The 14,477-nt window shown below is 63.6% G+C and carries 11 protein-coding genes and 1 pseudogene; 8 read left to right on the plus strand and 4 right to left on the minus strand.

Annotated elements, in window-relative coordinates:
• Positions 1–311 precede the first annotated feature (311 nt).
• From AXW67_RS35300 to AXW67_RS35310, 3 genes are all read left to right on the plus strand, one after another.
• Positions 312–1,940: an isocitrate lyase gene (locus tag AXW67_RS35300; protein WP_063681619.1), complete on the plus strand. Its 1,629-nt coding sequence runs from the start codon at positions 312–314 to the stop codon at positions 1,938–1,940.
• A 70-nt stretch (positions 1,941–2,010) separates the two neighbouring features.
• On the plus strand, positions 2,011–2,220 hold the full coding sequence (locus AXW67_RS35305) for a DUF4170 domain-containing protein (protein WP_008560963.1): 210 nt from the start codon (positions 2,011–2,013) through the stop codon (positions 2,218–2,220).
• Between the two features lie 196 nt (positions 2,221–2,416).
• Positions 2,417–2,971 carry a hypothetical protein gene (locus AXW67_RS35310; protein ID WP_027552970.1) on the plus strand — a complete coding sequence of 185 codons (555 nt, stop codon included), beginning with the start codon at positions 2,417–2,419 and terminating at the stop codon, positions 2,969–2,971.
• Between the two features lie 139 nt (positions 2,972–3,110).
• Here AXW67_RS35310 and AXW67_RS35315 read toward each other — a convergent pair whose 3' ends face one another.
• Positions 3,111–3,995, minus strand: coding sequence for a metallophosphoesterase family protein (locus AXW67_RS35315; protein ID WP_063681620.1), 885 nt, complete (start codon positions 3,993–3,995; stop codon positions 3,111–3,113).
• Between the two features lie 116 nt (positions 3,996–4,111).
• Here AXW67_RS35315 and AXW67_RS35320 point away from each other — a divergent pair, with 116 nt between their 5' ends.
• Together AXW67_RS35320 and AXW67_RS35325 are read left to right on the plus strand one after the other, a co-directional pair.
• Entirely contained in the window at positions 4,112–4,603 is a 492-nt protein-coding gene (locus tag AXW67_RS35320) for an NUDIX domain-containing protein (RefSeq protein ID WP_063681621.1), read from the plus strand.
• 157 nt (positions 4,604–4,760) lie between these two features.
• The gene (locus AXW67_RS35325; RefSeq protein ID WP_027552973.1) at positions 4,761–5,276 is read left to right on the plus strand and encodes a GNAT family N-acetyltransferase; all 516 of its coding nucleotides are present in this window, start codon (positions 4,761–4,763) and stop codon (positions 5,274–5,276) included.
• Between the two features lie 145 nt (positions 5,277–5,421).
• Here the strand turns inward: AXW67_RS35325 and AXW67_RS35330 are convergent, their stop codons facing one another.
• Entirely contained in the window at positions 5,422–5,793 is a 372-nt protein-coding gene (locus AXW67_RS35330; protein ID WP_027552974.1) for a hypothetical protein, read from the minus strand.
• Between the two features lie 571 nt (positions 5,794–6,364).
• Between AXW67_RS35330 and AXW67_RS35340 the strand changes: the two genes are divergently transcribed.
• The 3 genes and pseudogenes from AXW67_RS35340 (at position 6,365) to AXW67_RS35350 (ending at position 11,182) form a co-directional block, all read left to right on the plus strand.
• Positions 6,365–9,049: an arylsulfatase gene (locus AXW67_RS35340; RefSeq protein ID WP_063681622.1), complete on the plus strand. Its 2,685-nt coding sequence runs from the start codon at positions 6,365–6,367 to the stop codon at positions 9,047–9,049.
• Positions 9,050–9,236: 187 nt separating this feature from the next.
• Positions 9,237–9,593: pseudogene (locus AXW67_RS35345) on the plus strand (hypothetical protein); the annotation flags it as partial.
• Between the two features lie 185 nt (positions 9,594–9,778).
• Entirely contained in the window at positions 9,779–11,182 is a 1,404-nt protein-coding gene (locus AXW67_RS35350; protein WP_063681624.1) for an adenylate/guanylate cyclase domain-containing protein, read from the plus strand.
• A 143-nt stretch (positions 11,183–11,325) separates the two neighbouring features.
• Here the strand turns inward: AXW67_RS35350 and AXW67_RS35355 are convergent, their stop codons facing one another.
• Positions 11,326–13,689 (minus strand): TonB-dependent receptor, encoded by a 2,364-nt coding sequence (locus AXW67_RS35355; protein ID WP_063681625.1) that lies wholly within the window; start codon positions 13,687–13,689, stop codon positions 11,326–11,328.
• A 152-nt stretch (positions 13,690–13,841) separates the two neighbouring features.
• Positions 13,842–14,246, minus strand: coding sequence for a DUF2946 family protein (locus AXW67_RS35360; RefSeq protein WP_027552978.1), 405 nt, complete (start codon positions 14,244–14,246; stop codon positions 13,842–13,844).
• Between the last annotated feature and the right edge of the window lie 231 nt (positions 14,247–14,477).

Below are 14,477 nucleotides of genomic sequence, written 5' to 3' on the forward strand. Positions count from 1 at the left end.
AGAGAGCCCCTCACCCCGACCCTCTCCCCGTAGGGACGGGGAGAGGGGGAAAAAGCAGGAATCGGCGGCCATTTGGGAGGTCTCCAGAGGCGTTAAGGACAGTCTGACTGACCTATAATTTTACAAACTTTACAAAATAACATCCAATACATGTTCTGATGTTACATGACATCACCATTCAAATACAAGCCCCCTGTACGAGCTTCGCTTTCTCGCGTTTAGCTCTAGCCACGCATTTCGCAATGCACTGTCAAGAATGTCGAAGGCGAAGACAAATACTCAGATTTGTCGTCACCGAAAGGATCACGAACATGAACTTCCAACCGCGCGGAATCATCCAGGGCCCGGCTTCGTATCAGAGCGAGATCAAGGCGGCCCAGGCGCTCCTCGACACCCAGCCGACCTGGAACGGGGTGACGGCGGAGGCCGTCGCGCGCATGCGCCTGCAGAACCGCTTCAAGACCGGCCTTGACGTCGCCCGCTACACCGCGGCGCTGATGCGGGCCGACATGGCCGCCTATGACGCCGACCCCACCAAGTACACCCAGTCGCTGGGCTGCTGGCATGGCTTCATCGCCCAGCAGAAGCTGATCTCGGTCAAGAAGCATTTCGGCGGCAAGACCGATCGCACTTATCTGTACCTCTCGGGCTGGATGATCGCGGCGCTGCGTTCCGAGTTCGGACCGCTGCCCGACCAGTCGATGCACGAGAAGACCTCGGTGCCGGCGCTGATCGAGGAGCTCTACACCTTCCTGCGTCAGGCCGACTCGCGTGAGCTGAACGATATCTTCCGCAGCTTGGATGCCGCCCGCAAGGAAGGCGACAAGGCGAAGGAAATGGCGCTGATCGAGAAGATCGACAACTTCCAGACCCATGTCGTGCCCGTCATCGCCGACATCGATGCCGGCTTCGGCAACGCGGAGGCGACCTATCTGCTCGCCAAGAAGATGATCGAAGCGGGCGCCTGCGCGCTGCAGATCGAAAACCAGGTCTCGGACGAGAAGCAGTGCGGACACCAGGACGGCAAGGTGACCGTGCCGCACGACGTCTTCCTCGCGAAGATCCGTGCCTGCCGCCACGCGTTCCTTGAACTCGGCGTCGAAGACGGCGTCGTCGTGACCCGCACCGACTCGCTCGGCGCCGGCCTCACGCAGCAGATCGCTGTCAGCCACAAGCCCGGTGACATCGGCGACCAGTACAACAGCTTCCTGGATTGTGAGGAAGTGACGGCGGAGAACGCCCGCAACGGTGATGTCATCATCAACCGGAACGGCAAGATGATGCGTCCGAAGCGGCTGCCCTCCAACCTCTATCAGTTCCGCCCGGGCACGGGCGAGGACCGCTGCGTGCTGGACTGCGTCACCTCGCTGCAGAACGGCGCCGACCTCCTGTGGATCGAAACCGAGAAGCCGCATATCGAGCAGATCGCCAAGATGGTCGATCGGATCCGCAAGGTGGTCCCGAACGCGAAGCTGGCCTACAACAACTCGCCGTCGTTCAACTGGACGCTCAACTTCCGTTGGCAGGTCTACGACGCGATGAAGGAAGCCGGCAAGGACGTCAGCAAGTACAATCGTGCCGAGCTGATGAAGGCGGAGTACGACGACACGCCGCTGGCGCAGGAAGCCGACGAGCGTATCCGCACCTTCCAGGCGGATTCGGCCAAGCGCGCCGGCATCTTCCACCATCTGATCACGTTGCCGACCTATCACACGGCGGCGCTCTCGACCGACAATCTGGCGAGGGAGTACTTCGGCGAGCAGGGCATGCTCGGCTATGTGAAGAACGTCCAGCGCGCCGAGATCCGTCAGGGCATCGCCTGCGTGAAGCATCAGAACATGGCTGGCTCCGACATCGGCGACGATCACAAGGAGTACTTCGCCGGCGAGGCTGCCCTGAAGGCGGGCGGCGCCCACAACACGATGAACCAGTTCGGCTAACGGCGGAATTGATCAGTCTGGGGTCTGCTCGGAGTCCAGACTGATCACGCCACTCAACAGGAGACTGACAATGACCAAAGGCAGCAATTTCTGGGTGATCGGCGGTGAGTTCGGCTCGATGAACTTCCACAAGCTCGTGGAAGGCTCGGCCCAGGTCAAAGGCCCGTTCAAGACCCGCAAGGAAGCCGAGGACTGCTGGCGCGAAGTATCGGAAGAGAGCCGCCACAAGGCCGGCGTCCGCTTCTCGATCGTCGAAGAGCCCTCGCGCGTCTCGGCCTGACGGCGTTGCTGCCGCCCTGAATCAAGAAGACGTCCAAGGACGGATGGTCCCATCCAGGCCCTGCCTGGGTGGGATCGTCTGTTTTTGGCACAGGTGAACCGGCTGTGGGCGGCGTAAGTATCTGGAATTGTGGACCCTTTGCGGACGTTGTGGTTGCTGATAGGTTAACGGCCGTTGTCGAGTAGCGAGGCCGAGAATGTCAGAGCCCGAGACGAGCGGGACCCATGCCAGCCAACCGCGCCCGGTGCGGCTGCGCGACGCGCTGCTGCGGGCGCGGATCGAGGCCGCCGACCGGACCGGGGTGGTCGTCGATTTGCGCGATGCCGAGGTCGCGCGGCTCGAAATCCTCAACGACGCGCTCGATCCGCTGTTCGCCCAGGTGCCCGAGCAGATCGACCTGTTCGACCGTGGCATCAGCCAGGGCGATACGCCCAGACTCTGGATCGACGTCGTCGCGCACATCATGATGGGGCGCGACAAGCGGATGTACCGATTCGTCCAGGACACTCGCTTCGGCCGCATCGTGCTGGCCGAATCGCACGACACGGCCGTGATCGTCGAGGCCGTCACCGACTATGTCGCCCGCCGCATGGTCGAGCGCGAGCATGCGATGGTCGTTCTGCCCGAGCCAAAGCCCACGACGCCGGAGCCGCCGCGCCGCTCGCGCATCTGGCCGTTCGTGTTCGGCTTCATCCTCGGCGCCGCCGCCCTGTTCGGTGTCGCCGCGCTTGCTGTTCTGCAGAGCTGGTGAAAAGCTCTCCGTCATTCCGGGGCGCGCGAAGCGCGAACCCGGAATCCATGCATCCACGTATGCTGCGGCCCGATGGATTCTCTGATGCGCAATTGCGCATCAGAGCTCGCGCTGCCGCGCGCCCCGGAATGACAGGGCTTCAAATCAGCCGCGTGTGCTTGATCTCGCGGATCTGCAAGCCATGATCGAGGCTCCGCACCGTCTGCTCGCAGCGCCAGCCGGCATTGTCCTTCTCGATGGCGAACAGATTATATGCCGCCGCCGGATAACGTCCATGCGCGAGCGCGGAGGCCGACGGCACGCCGATCGCGGGAACGTTGCCGTTCGGCCCGTCGAACCACATCGTCGAGTGCACATGGTCGTGGCCGTGCAGGATCAGCTCGACGCCGTGCCGCCTGATCAGGGTCAAGAGATCCGCCGAATCGGTCAGCCGCTTGTGGCGCGAGTTCGAGCGCAGCGGATGATGCACGAGGAGGACGCGGAAGACGTCCTCGCTCGCAAGCTGCGCGAGCACCTGCTCGAGGGCCGCGAGCTGGTCGCGGCCGAGCGTACCCGTCGCCATCAAGGGCAGGGTCGGCACGGCCGTGGACAGGCTGATCAGCGCAGCGGGTCCGCGGCGACGGACGGCGGGGAAGGCCGCTTCCGCCGGAGCATCGCCGGCGATGTAGTGCAGGAAGGTCTCGCCGAAGCGGTGGCTCGTCGCGCTGACATAGGCGTCGTGATTGCCGGGGATGGCCGTGACGCAATCCGGCGGGCCGACGCCTTCAAGCCAGGCCAGCGCCGGCGCAAACTCCGCCTCCAGCGCCAGGTTGACGAAATCGCCGGTTACGGCGATGTGGTCCGGCGCTTGGGCCCGGATGTCGGCGACCAGCACGTCGAGCACCTCGCGGCGCTGGTATTTGTGGCGGTTGCGCGTCCAGTTGACGTAGCCGAGCGCGCGCTTGCCCGCGAGCTCGATCAGGCGCGGCCTCGGCAGCGGCGGCAGATGCGGGTCGGAGAGATGGGCGAGCGTGAACGGTGCCATGGAGCGCGATTGCCTCGCTATTGCTCCGCTGTAATGGCAAGGTCGGGCGGTGGAGGCAAGGACGGCTTAGAGGACGGCTTGAAGGACGGTTTGAAGGGAGCTTCGCGGGCGGCGTGATGGGGGGACGTCTCGACCAGATGCGACGGAGGTGCGAGCCGCTGCTGCGGCGAATCTTCCACGCGTATTTCCTGCTCGTCCGCGGCATGACCCTGGGCGTCCGCACCGTGGTGCTGGACGCCGACAACAAGGTGTTCCTGGTCAAGCACAGCTATGTCAGCGGCTGGTATCTCCCCGGCGGCGGCGTCGATTACGGCGAGACCATGGAGGAGGCGATGCGGCGCGAGCTCAAGGAGGAGGGGGATATCGACCTCACGGGCGAACCGGCGCTGCACGGCATCTTCCTCAACAGCCATATTTCCCGCCGCGACCACGTCGCGGTTTATGTGGTCAGGCATTTCAGGCAGGACCGCTTGCCCGAGCCCAACCACGAGATCATCGAATGCGGATTTTTCGCAAGCACCGACCTGCCCGAGGAGACCACGCCCGGCACGCGGCTGCGGATCGCCGAGGTGCTCGACGGCAAGCCGGCGATTGCGACGTGGCGGTGAGGGCGGCCTGCGCTGACGTCGGAATGCGTCAAAGGAACTGAAGCGGGGCNGCGGCCGCCATGGACCTGCGCATCGCCAGATGCTACTCCGCCTCCCGTATTGACGCGTTTTCTGAACGCGAACCGGGGCCCACTTCGCTCGAAAACGCTGTACCGACATGAACGATCTCTCACTCACCATCCTTCCCGAAGCTGCTGGCGACGCCCAGGCGATCGAGCGGCTGCACGAGCGCACGTTCGGCCCGGGCCGCTTCGTCCTCAGCGCCTACCGGATCCGCGAGCACGTCGACCATCTGCTCGAACTCTCCTTCACCGCCCGCATCGGCACGCTGCTGGTCGGCTCGGTGCGGCAATTGCCGGTGCTGATCGGCGAGACGCCCGCGCTGCTGCTCGGGCCGCTCACCGTCGAGCCGCCGTTCCGCGGCCGCGGCGTCGGCCGGCTCCTGATGGAGCGCGCGCTGAAGGACGCAAAGGAAAGAGGCCACCGGCTGGTGCTGCTGGTCGGCGACGAGCCCTATTACAGCCGCGTCGGCTTCAAGCCGGTGCCGAAGGGCCGCGTCATCATGCCGGGCCCGGTGGATGCCAGCCGCATCCTGGTGTTCGAGCTCGTGGACGGTGCGTTCGAGGGTGTGTCGGGAGCCCTGGGCCCCGACTGGAGCAAGGCGCGAGGCTAGGCCGAGCCAGCTTCGCTTTCGCGCCGGATGCTGCTGCATGACGGAGCAAGGCCAACCCCTCGGGTTTCTCCGGGCCCGGTCTTCCGATGCAGGCGTAGCTATCGTCGTCGTCCGGCCGGCGACGGAGCCGTAGCAATGTCGCGTCCTACTGCTTGTTTCGATTCTTGCTTGCGCCTCTGAGCGGCGGCGTCGATGCCATCGCGCTTGCCGTCTCCGTCATCTGGATGCAGGTGAGAAGATCGACATAGCTTTGGGTTCCGAGTGATGTCGCCTCGCCCTCGCATGTGTCACGGACGGCGGGTTTGGCCGTCGCCCAAACCGTGCCGAGCTGCTGCCGCGCTGCCGTCTCGTCGCGCATACAATCGGCAAAGCTCTGCGCCAACGCCAATCCCATCGCCTTGTCCGTCTGGGACGTCGATTCGCAGAGCGCTTCGACCTTCAGTTCGGGCACGCGATCGGACACGGGTATCAACGAATGGCTTGCCAGTAATCCGAGTGAGAAAATGATTGCTTTCATCTATCTCTCCATCTCTAGAACTGTCCGGGCTGCGCCGGCGGGCTGGGCCAATCAGACCTGAGATTGTTGGGATTGCTGCGATCGAACAGATCCTGTCGCAACACGTAGCCGCGCCTGGCAGAATGGCCATTGAGGACGAAAGGTGGTGGCGCCTCGGGCTTGGCTGCGCCGATCGCGTTCTGCGTTGAAACATGACGGGGAGCTGCGGCTTGGGCAGATGCGGTGCCCGTCATCGTGAAAGCGGCAACAGCAAGAATGAGGACGCACGATGCATTGGAGAACATATGAACTCTCCTGCAATCAATAACCGTCACGCGCAGAGGGCCACGGTATCTCGTGACGGGTGTTGATCCAGATCAACGCCGACAGGCGCAGAAGATTCAGCCTGTCGGGCATTGTTCCAAAGAGTGAGGTCTACTGCGGCTTCAAGCGCCGCGGAGTTCGATACCGCGCTCTTTTGCCCATCATCATTCCGAAGTACCTCCTCGGAGTGGTTTTGATCTGCATCAACGTCACCGGCTCAAGCAGCTCTTCAGGTAGAGCACGTCTGCGTACCGCGGAGGATTTTGCAATGAGTATTCGCAAGACCTTTGTCGCGCTGATCCTGACATCAGCCCTGTCCGCTCCCGCAATTGGCCAACAAGCACAACAGAGTGCGGCGCCACCTGGATCTCCCGCCGCAACGATCACCATTCCCGGCGACCAGCTTCCGCCACCGCCGCAGAAGTTCGGCGGCAAGATCGAGCGCGACGCCAAGGAGTCGACGCCTTACTGGCCGTCACGCGTCGTGCCGCCGAAGGGCGCGCCGAACGTGCTGCTCATCATCACCGACGATGCGGGTTACGGCGTATCGAGCACATTCGGTGGCGTGATCCCGACCCCCGCGCTCGACCGCATCGCCAATGATGGATTGCGCTACACCAATTTCCACTCGACTGCTCTGTGCTCGCCGACGCGCGCCGCGCTCATCACCGGACGCAATCATCACTCTGCCGGATATGGCGTGGTCGCCGAGCAGGCCACCGGCTATCCCGGCTACGACAGTATCATCACCAAGGACAAGGCCACGATCGGTCGGATTCCGACTGACAACGGCTATCACACAGCCTGGTTCGGCAAGAACCACAACACGCCCGAATACCAGGCGAGCCAGGCCGGGCCGTTCGACCAGTGGCCGACCGGCATGGGCTTCGAATATTTCTACGGCTTCATGGGCGGTGACACTAATCAATGGGAGCCGGGCAATCTCGTCCGTAACACCACGCCGATCTATCCCTTCCAGGGAAAACCCGGCTGGAATCTGGTGACCGCCATGGCGGACGAAGCGATCGATTATGTGAATCGCATGAACTCGCTCTCGCCGGACACGCCCTTCTTCGTGAAGTTTGCTCCCGGCGCAACCCACGCGCCGCACCACCCGACGCCGGAGTGGGTCAAGAAGATCAGCGATATGCATCTGTTCGACCAGGGCTGGAACAAGCTGCGCGATACGATCTTCGAGAACCAGAAGCGGCTCGGCGTCATTCCGCAGAATGCGAAGCTGACGCCGTGGCCGAAGGATCTGATCAAGGAATGGGATCAGCTCTCGGCCGACGAGAAGAAGCTGTTCATCCGTCAGGCCGAAGTGTTTGCCGCTTTTGCGGCCTACGCCGACAATGAAATCGGCCGGGTGATCCAGTCCATCCAGGACATGGGCAAGCTCGACGACACGTTGATCATATATGTTGAGGGCGACAACGGGACCAGCGCGGAAGGCCAGCCGAACGGCACGCCGAACGAAGTTGCGATGTTCAACCAGGTCAACCCATCGGTCGAAGAGCAGCTCAAATATTTCTACGACGTCTGGGGTACCGATCGCACCTACAACCACATGTCGATCGGCTGGGCCTGGGCATTCGACACGCCATTCTCCTGGACCAAGCAGATCGCCTCCCATTTCGGCGGCACCCGCCAGGGCATGGCGATCGCGTGGCCGGCGGTGATCAAGGACAAGGGCGGCATCCGCACCCAGTTTCACCACGTCATCGATGTCGTGCCGACCATTCTCGAGGCAGCCCAGATCAAGCAGCCGGACTTCGTCGACGGCATCAAGCAGAGCCCGATCGAAGGGGTCAGCATGATGTACACGTTCGACGCCAAGAACGCGAACGCTCCCACGACACACACGACTCAATATTTCGAGATGTTTGCCGACCGCGCGATCTACAATGACGGATGGATCGCGAGCACCAAAGTGCTGCGGCCGCCGTGGGTAACGATTGCCAAGAACCTGCCAAGCTCGCAGGATTACCCGTGGGAACTCTACGACCTTCGCAATGACTGGACGCAGGCTGAGGACGTGGCCGCCAAATATCCCGACAAGCTGAAGGAGCTGCAGGCGCTGTTCTGGAAGGAAGCAGAAAAATATCAGGTGCTGCCACTCGATTCATCGGTGGCCGCCCGGCTTGTCACGCCGCGTCCGAGCTTGAGCGCCGGCCGCACGAGCTTCGCCTGGACGCGGCCGATAACCGGCACGCCGAATGGCGACGCGCCGAGCCTGCTTAACGCCTCCTACACTTTCAAGGTTGACGTAGACGTTCCGCAAGGAGGTGCCGAGGGCGTGATTGTCACCCAGGGTGGCCGTTTTGGCGGTTATGGCCTTTATGTCCTGAAGAACAAGCCGGTTTTCACGTGGAATCTCGTCGACCTCAAGCGCGTGCGCTGGGAGGGGCCTGAGCTGACGCCCGGCAACCACGTGATCGAGTTCGACTTCAGATATGACGGTCTCGGCGCGGCGACCATGGTGTTCGGGAACTATAGCGGCATCGGACAGGGCGGCACTGGTACGCTGAAAGTCGACGGCAACGCGGTTGCCACGGAGAAGATGGAGCACACGCTTCCCTTCATCCTGCAGTGGGACGAGGCGTTCGATATCGGCTCCGACACCGGCACGCCGGTCGACGATAACGACTATCAGACGCCGTTCGCCTTCACCGGCAAGATCAACCGGATCACGCTGGACATCGATCGGCCGAAGCTGAGCCCGGACGACGTCAAGCGGCTGCAGGAAGCCGCGCGTGCGGCCGGCGACGGTCCGTCAGCCGACGACGGAAGGACGGCTTCGGTCGAACCACAAGTCGGCACCGTCGGCCTGAGCCTCGTCGACAAGATCCAGTTGCGGATCGACAAGCGCGAAGGCTGCCGCAAGCAGGCCGAAGCGCAGGGGCTTGGCATGGTGGACCGCATCAAGTTCGTTCAGCAATGCGTGCAGAAGTGACTCCAGTGCGCGAGGAAGAGCATCCGATCAACGAGGGCTGGCTTTGCCTGCCCTCGTCTTGATGAGAGCCGCGGCCTGCGAAACGAGAATCGCGCTTCACGACAACTGCCTGCGCGTACCAGACGATAGAGATCGCCCGGATCAGACGGAAGCAAAGCTCTGGCAGAGCTCGCAACACCGGCACGCCATGGATCATGCGACGGAGCAGTCGGTGCGCGGCGATTTCAGCGGCGCGATCTTCGAATATGCCGGCACGCACTCGCGCTTCTTCCGTGACGGGAACAAGTTCCTCGTCGAGACCGATGGCCCGGACGGCAAGCTTGCGACCTTCGAGATCAAGTACACTTTCGGCGTCGAGGCGCTGCAGCAATATCTGATCGAATTCCCGGATGGGCGCCTCCAAGCCCTTTCGATCGCCTGGGACAGGAGGCCCAGGGATAAGGCTGGCCAACGCTGGTTTCATCTCTATCCGGATGCCGCCGTCATCAGAAGTGATCCCCTGCACTGGACGAAGCTGAACCAGAACTGGAATTTCATGTGCGCGCGGACTTCCCGCGATGCCTAGTTGATGCGACTGCCGAGCACATAGCGGACATCCATTCTCGCGAGTAGGTAGAAGTCCTCAGCCCAAGCTGATGACGTGAAGCTCACGTATCACTAGACTGATTGTTGGTTGCGCCTGCTGATGTCCGTTACTGTGCTGCAACCGCCCACTCGAGGAGGCCGCCAGTGACTACGCTTGCCGAGCGCCTCGACTTGCCCGCCGCGTTGCTGCGCGCGCGCAGTCGGCGCGACACTGAAACTGACACCGTTCAGTTTGCGCAGGCCGCGCTCGCAGCGGCTAAGCAGGAGGGCTTGCAGCTGGCGGTGCGGGCACGCTATGTCGCGCTCGCAGTAATCGCCTGCCTGTTGCCGATTATCAACCCGGCATGGGAGCAGCTATATTACGTGGCGCTGCTGGGCCTGTTCGCGCTGATTGGCTGGGCTCAGGCCAGGGTTGGGCGGGTCGGCGTGTCGAGGCCGGAGCTTGCGCTGCTGTTCTGTGACCTCGCGCTGCTAACGTTCGTCATCGTGGGGCCGAATCCCTTCGGCTCCGGGCACTGGCCGGCGGCGATGCAACTCCATTTTGGCAACTTCATCTATTTTTTCGTGATCCTGTCGGGCGCGACGCTGGCCTATTCATGGCGCACGGTCATCGCGGTCGGAACGTGGACCTCCGCCCTCTGGATCATCGGTATTGTCTGGGTGTGGTGGCAGCCCGATCGCAATCCCGCGCTGACCGCCCGCATCGCAGCGGCGATCGGCAGCGATCACAGGCTGTTTCAACTGATCTCGCCCAACTCGATCGTGTTCGGCGAGCGCATTCAGGAGATTGTCGTGTTCATGATCGTCGCAGTGACGCTCGCCGTGGCGGTGCGCCGCAGCAATGATCTCCTGATCCGCCATGCCGCGGTGGAGCGCCAACGCGGCAATCTCGCGCGCTACTTCTCCCCGAACGTGGTCGAGGAATTGTCAGGGCATGACGAGCCACTGAAGCAGGTGCGCACGCAAAACGTCGCGGTGCTGTTCGTCGACATCGTCGGCTTCACGGCCTTTGCCGACGCGCGCACGCCGGATGAGGTCGTGCGTACCTTGCGCGAATTCCACGCACTTATGGAGCAGGAGGTTTTCCGTCACAGCGGCACGCTGGACAAATATCTCGGCGACGGTCTGATGGCCACCTTCGGCACGCCGTTCGTCGGAAAGGCTGACGCCATTAACGCGCTACGCTGTGCGCAGGCAATGATGGCGGCGGCGGATCTATGGAACAAGCGGCGCAAAACGGCCGGCGAGACTCCGATCCGCGTCAGTTTTGGCTTGCACTATGGGCCAGTCGTACTCGGCGACATCGGGCTGACCTGTCTCGAATTTGCGGTGATCGGTTCGACCGTGAACGCCGCAAGTCGCCTCGAAGCCCTGACCCGCGCGCTCGACTGCGCGCTGGTGGCGAGCGATGATCTCGTCAGGCAGGCCAGGACCGAACTCGACAGTGCAGAAGCGGTGTTTCGTCCCCTGATGGCCCAGGTCCCGCAGACGATCCGCGGGCTTGAGCAGCCGATCGCGGTCTGGACGCAGGTACGCGCGGAGGCGTGATAGATCGCGGTGATCGCAGCAAGCTGGGCTGCCCTCTTCGATTTGTTTTGCGGATTTTTGGTAGGCGCTCGCGAAGCTGCTGTCGCTGACCTCAGCGTTTGCGATTGGCGTGTCGGGGCCCGTAGGCCCCGACTGGAGCAACGCTAGAACTTGAAGTTCGCGAACGCCCGCACGCCGATGCCGGGCATCAAGACCTGGTCCTTGGTGTAGGACACCGAGTTGCGGATGCTCTCGTTGAGGAGATTGTTGCCGGTGATGCCGGCCATCATCTCGCGCGCGCCGAACGGATTCGGACCGAGCGTGGTCTTGTAGCTGATCTCGGCCTTCAGGAGATTGTAGCCCGGCGTCGGCGTCTCCGCGATTGCGGCGACGTTGTTCTGCGGGAAGGCGTGCAACAGGTTGACGCGCAGCAGCCAGTTGTCGTCGCGCCAGAACACGCCGCCGCCCATCCGCAACGGCGGAATGCGCGGCACGTTGGTGCCGTCGGTGAAGGTGGCGCGGACCACGTCGAGCTGGTTCTCGATGCCCCAGATGCCGCCATGGAACGCGCCGACATCGAGCTGCGACTGGAATTCGCCGCCGCGGAAATTCGCATCGCGTTGCGAATAGACGGCCTGGAGCAGCTCGGCGCCGGGTGTGCCGCAGGACGCGAAATCGTCGTCGCACGTCACGCCGGTCAGGCGACGAAAAATGAAATTGTTGAAGTGCGTGTAGTAGACGGTGGCCTCGAAGCGGAGCGGTCCCGTCGCCTTGCGCAGGCCCATCTCGACCGACTTCGCGGTCTCGATGGAGAGGTTCGGGTTGCCGATGTCGAAGGTCGAGGTCGCATCGTGCGCGCCGCGCGAGAACAATTCGGCGGCCTTCGGCGCGCGCTCGACATATTGCGCGGTGATGCTGCCGACCATGCCGCCCGGCAGGTCCTGCAGCAGGCCGATGCTGCCGCTCTTCGGCGTAAAGGACGTATTGCGCGGGATGCCCGCCTGCGGCGTGCCGTCAGGCAGGAAGTCCGCCGGGAAGTTCGGCATCGTGCCGTGCAGCTCGACATGCTCGATGCGGCCGGCGATCTGCGCCCGCGTTGCTTCCGTGAACTTGAACTCGTTGAAGACGTAGCCGGCGACGCGGGTGCTATTGTTGGGGTCCCACAGGCCGTTGAACAGTGTGCCGGGATTGTCGGGACTCGGCGCGGTCAATTCCTGGTGGCCGACCTGGACGCCGAACGCGGTGGTCACCTCGGCGAAACGCGCGTTGAACGGCATCAACTGCACCTCGGTGCGGATCTCCTGCTCCTTGTTGGTGAAGGTCTGCCGCACGCCGTCGCTGGTGGGGTCAGTGGGATCGGCAAGGCCGATCTCGTTGTGCCGATAATCGGTGGCGCCGGCCCAGAAGCGGACGGTGTCGATCGCGGCGGCATCTGGCCGGTACTCGCCCTTGACGTTGATCTTGGTCTGGTGACCGTCGATCCGGGTGTCGTGGTCGGCGCCGTCGATGCCGGGGATATGGTAGAGCGAGTCGTTCTGCGTGATCGCCGCGCCGATATAGCCGCCGTGGAAGAAGTAGGAGCCGCCGATCGAGGCGCCGTCCGAACGCGCCGCCGAATTGGGCTGGCGGCCGTTTGTGATGGTCCGCGTCTGGTCGAACAGATACGGGTAGCTCGGGATGTTGTAGTCCGTGGTGTTGCGGCCATAGACGTCGGCATGGAAAGCGTAGTTGCCGCCGCCGGTATCGAGCAGCACACCGCTTTCGACGCCGCGATCGACCGAGCTGAAGGCCGAGCGGGTCTCGGCGGTGACGCAGGGCGAGGTCTCGGCTGTCGCGAGTGGCGCCTTTGTCGGCATGCCGTAGCTCTGGAACGGCGCGGCGCAGGTCGGCACCGCATCGGGAATCCGGTTGTTGGTGGCGCTGACGACGCCGCCGATCGAGGTCGAGCCGTAGCGCAGGGCCGCAGGTCCGCGCACCACTTCGACCTGGTTGGTCGCAAGCGTATCGATCGGGACGAAGTGATCCTCGCCGAGGTCGGATGCGCCGCCCGAATTGGTGCCGTTCTCGACGATGCCGACGCGATTGACGTCGAGACCCCGGATGACCGGCCGGCTCGATGCGCCCGGTGCGAAGCTCGACCCGGTAATGCCGGGCTTGGAGAACAGGAGGTCGCCGAGCTGTCCGCCGCCCTCGCGGCGGATCTCCTCGTTCGGCACGACGGTGACGGTGGCGAACTGGTTGGTCACGATCGGCAACACGCCTTGCTGAGGTGCCGCGGGCGAGGTCGGGGCCGGCGCGGGTTCGGCGGCACGTTCGCGTTGGTGTGCCGGCGCGGCGCGCGCGACGCGGCTCGGCGTGCGTGACGGTACGACCGCCCTGCGCTGGATGGGGCTTGGCGCCGTCACGTCGATGGCGGGAAGCTCGGTGGCGGCCGGCTTGTCCTGAGCGAGCGCCGCAGTGGCGGCGGCGCCGAGCAGGAGCAGGCTCGCTCCGCCCAGACGCTGCACGCGTCGGAGTTCAAATGTCATTGTCCTGATTCCAGTCAGGCGCCATCCGGAAGATGCTTGTTGATCGGAGGCGACCTGCCGCCGCGGTGCGACGGAATTCGACTTCAACGGCTCCCAGTCGATCGCCGCGGCTGGAGGCCGCAACGAGTCCGGGCATGATCAAGCGTTGGAGATCAGGAGGCGGGAGGGGCGCGGGGCTGGAACGCCGTGGAGGCCGACTTCAGATGGATGAATTCGGCGTCGGTGGTGCGGTAGAGCAACTCGACGGCTTGCGGCAGGAGCAGCAAGGGCGGTGTCGCGAACACGACGGTGCCGGCCATCGCCACCACGGCGCAGATTGCGCAATTGTCGTCGCCGGGCTGCTCCCGGTCGGGACTCGCCGGCGATTGCTTCTGGACCGCAGCGCGATCGATCGAGACGGCGCCCTTCTGGCCGTCAGCCTGCTGGAGCGATTGCTGGGCGAGGGGGGCTGCCTGGGCGAACCAGTGGCTGTGGCCGAAGGTCAGCGCGAACTGCACCAGCAGCGCGAAGAGCGCGAGCCGAGCGCCGTGCCTGATGTTCGACCGGAACCATTTCATCTGTGAACGCACCCCACACCGCGAGGCGTCAATCCCCGGCCACTGCGATGTTATAATGTAACATCGCAGGAACGCTCAGCAGATGTCAACCGCCGCCGGACCGGCCAGGGCGCGCCGGCCGCGCGATGTGCTGTTCGTGCAACGGCGGAGCATGATCCGGAGCGGCTTTCCCTCGCGACAAACGCGGAACGCGTTTGCGCGGAGATCATGCTCAAAAATACGTCAAAGCGC

It is taken from the genome of Bradyrhizobium neotropicale (assembly GCF_001641695.1).
GTDB lineage: Bacteria > Pseudomonadota > Alphaproteobacteria > Rhizobiales > Xanthobacteraceae > Bradyrhizobium > Bradyrhizobium neotropicale.

Excerpts from the sequence above, each read along its gene's own strand:
- AXW67_RS35300 (WP_063681619.1), top strand. The coding sequence starts at position 312 with ATGAACTTCCAACCGCGCGGAATCATCCAGGGCCCGGCTTCGTATCAG.
- AXW67_RS35305 (WP_008560963.1), top strand. The coding sequence starts at position 2,011 with ATGACCAAAGGCAGCAATTTCTGGGTGATCGGCGGTGAGTTCGGCTCG.
- AXW67_RS35310 (WP_027552970.1), top strand. The coding sequence starts at position 2,417 with ATGTCAGAGCCCGAGACGAGCGGGACCCATGCCAGCCAACCGCGCCCG.
- AXW67_RS35315 (WP_063681620.1), bottom strand. The coding sequence starts at position 3,995 with ATGGCACCGTTCACGCTCGCCCATCTCTCCGACCCGCATCTGCCGCCG.
- AXW67_RS35320 (WP_063681621.1), top strand. The coding sequence starts at position 4,112 with ATGGGGGGACGTCTCGACCAGATGCGACGGAGGTGCGAGCCGCTGCTG.
- AXW67_RS35325 (WP_027552973.1), top strand. The coding sequence starts at position 4,761 with ATGAACGATCTCTCACTCACCATCCTTCCCGAAGCTGCTGGCGACGCC.
- AXW67_RS35330 (WP_027552974.1), bottom strand. The coding sequence starts at position 5,793 with ATGAAAGCAATCATTTTCTCACTCGGATTACTGGCAAGCCATTCGTTG.
- AXW67_RS35340 (WP_063681622.1), top strand. The coding sequence starts at position 6,365 with ATGAGTATTCGCAAGACCTTTGTCGCGCTGATCCTGACATCAGCCCTG.
- AXW67_RS35355 (WP_063681625.1), bottom strand. The coding sequence starts at position 13,689 with ATGACATTTGAACTCCGACGCGTGCAGCGTCTGGGCGGAGCGAGCCTG.
- AXW67_RS35360 (WP_027552978.1), bottom strand. The coding sequence starts at position 14,246 with ATGAAATGGTTCCGGTCGAACATCAGGCACGGCGCTCGGCTCGCGCTC.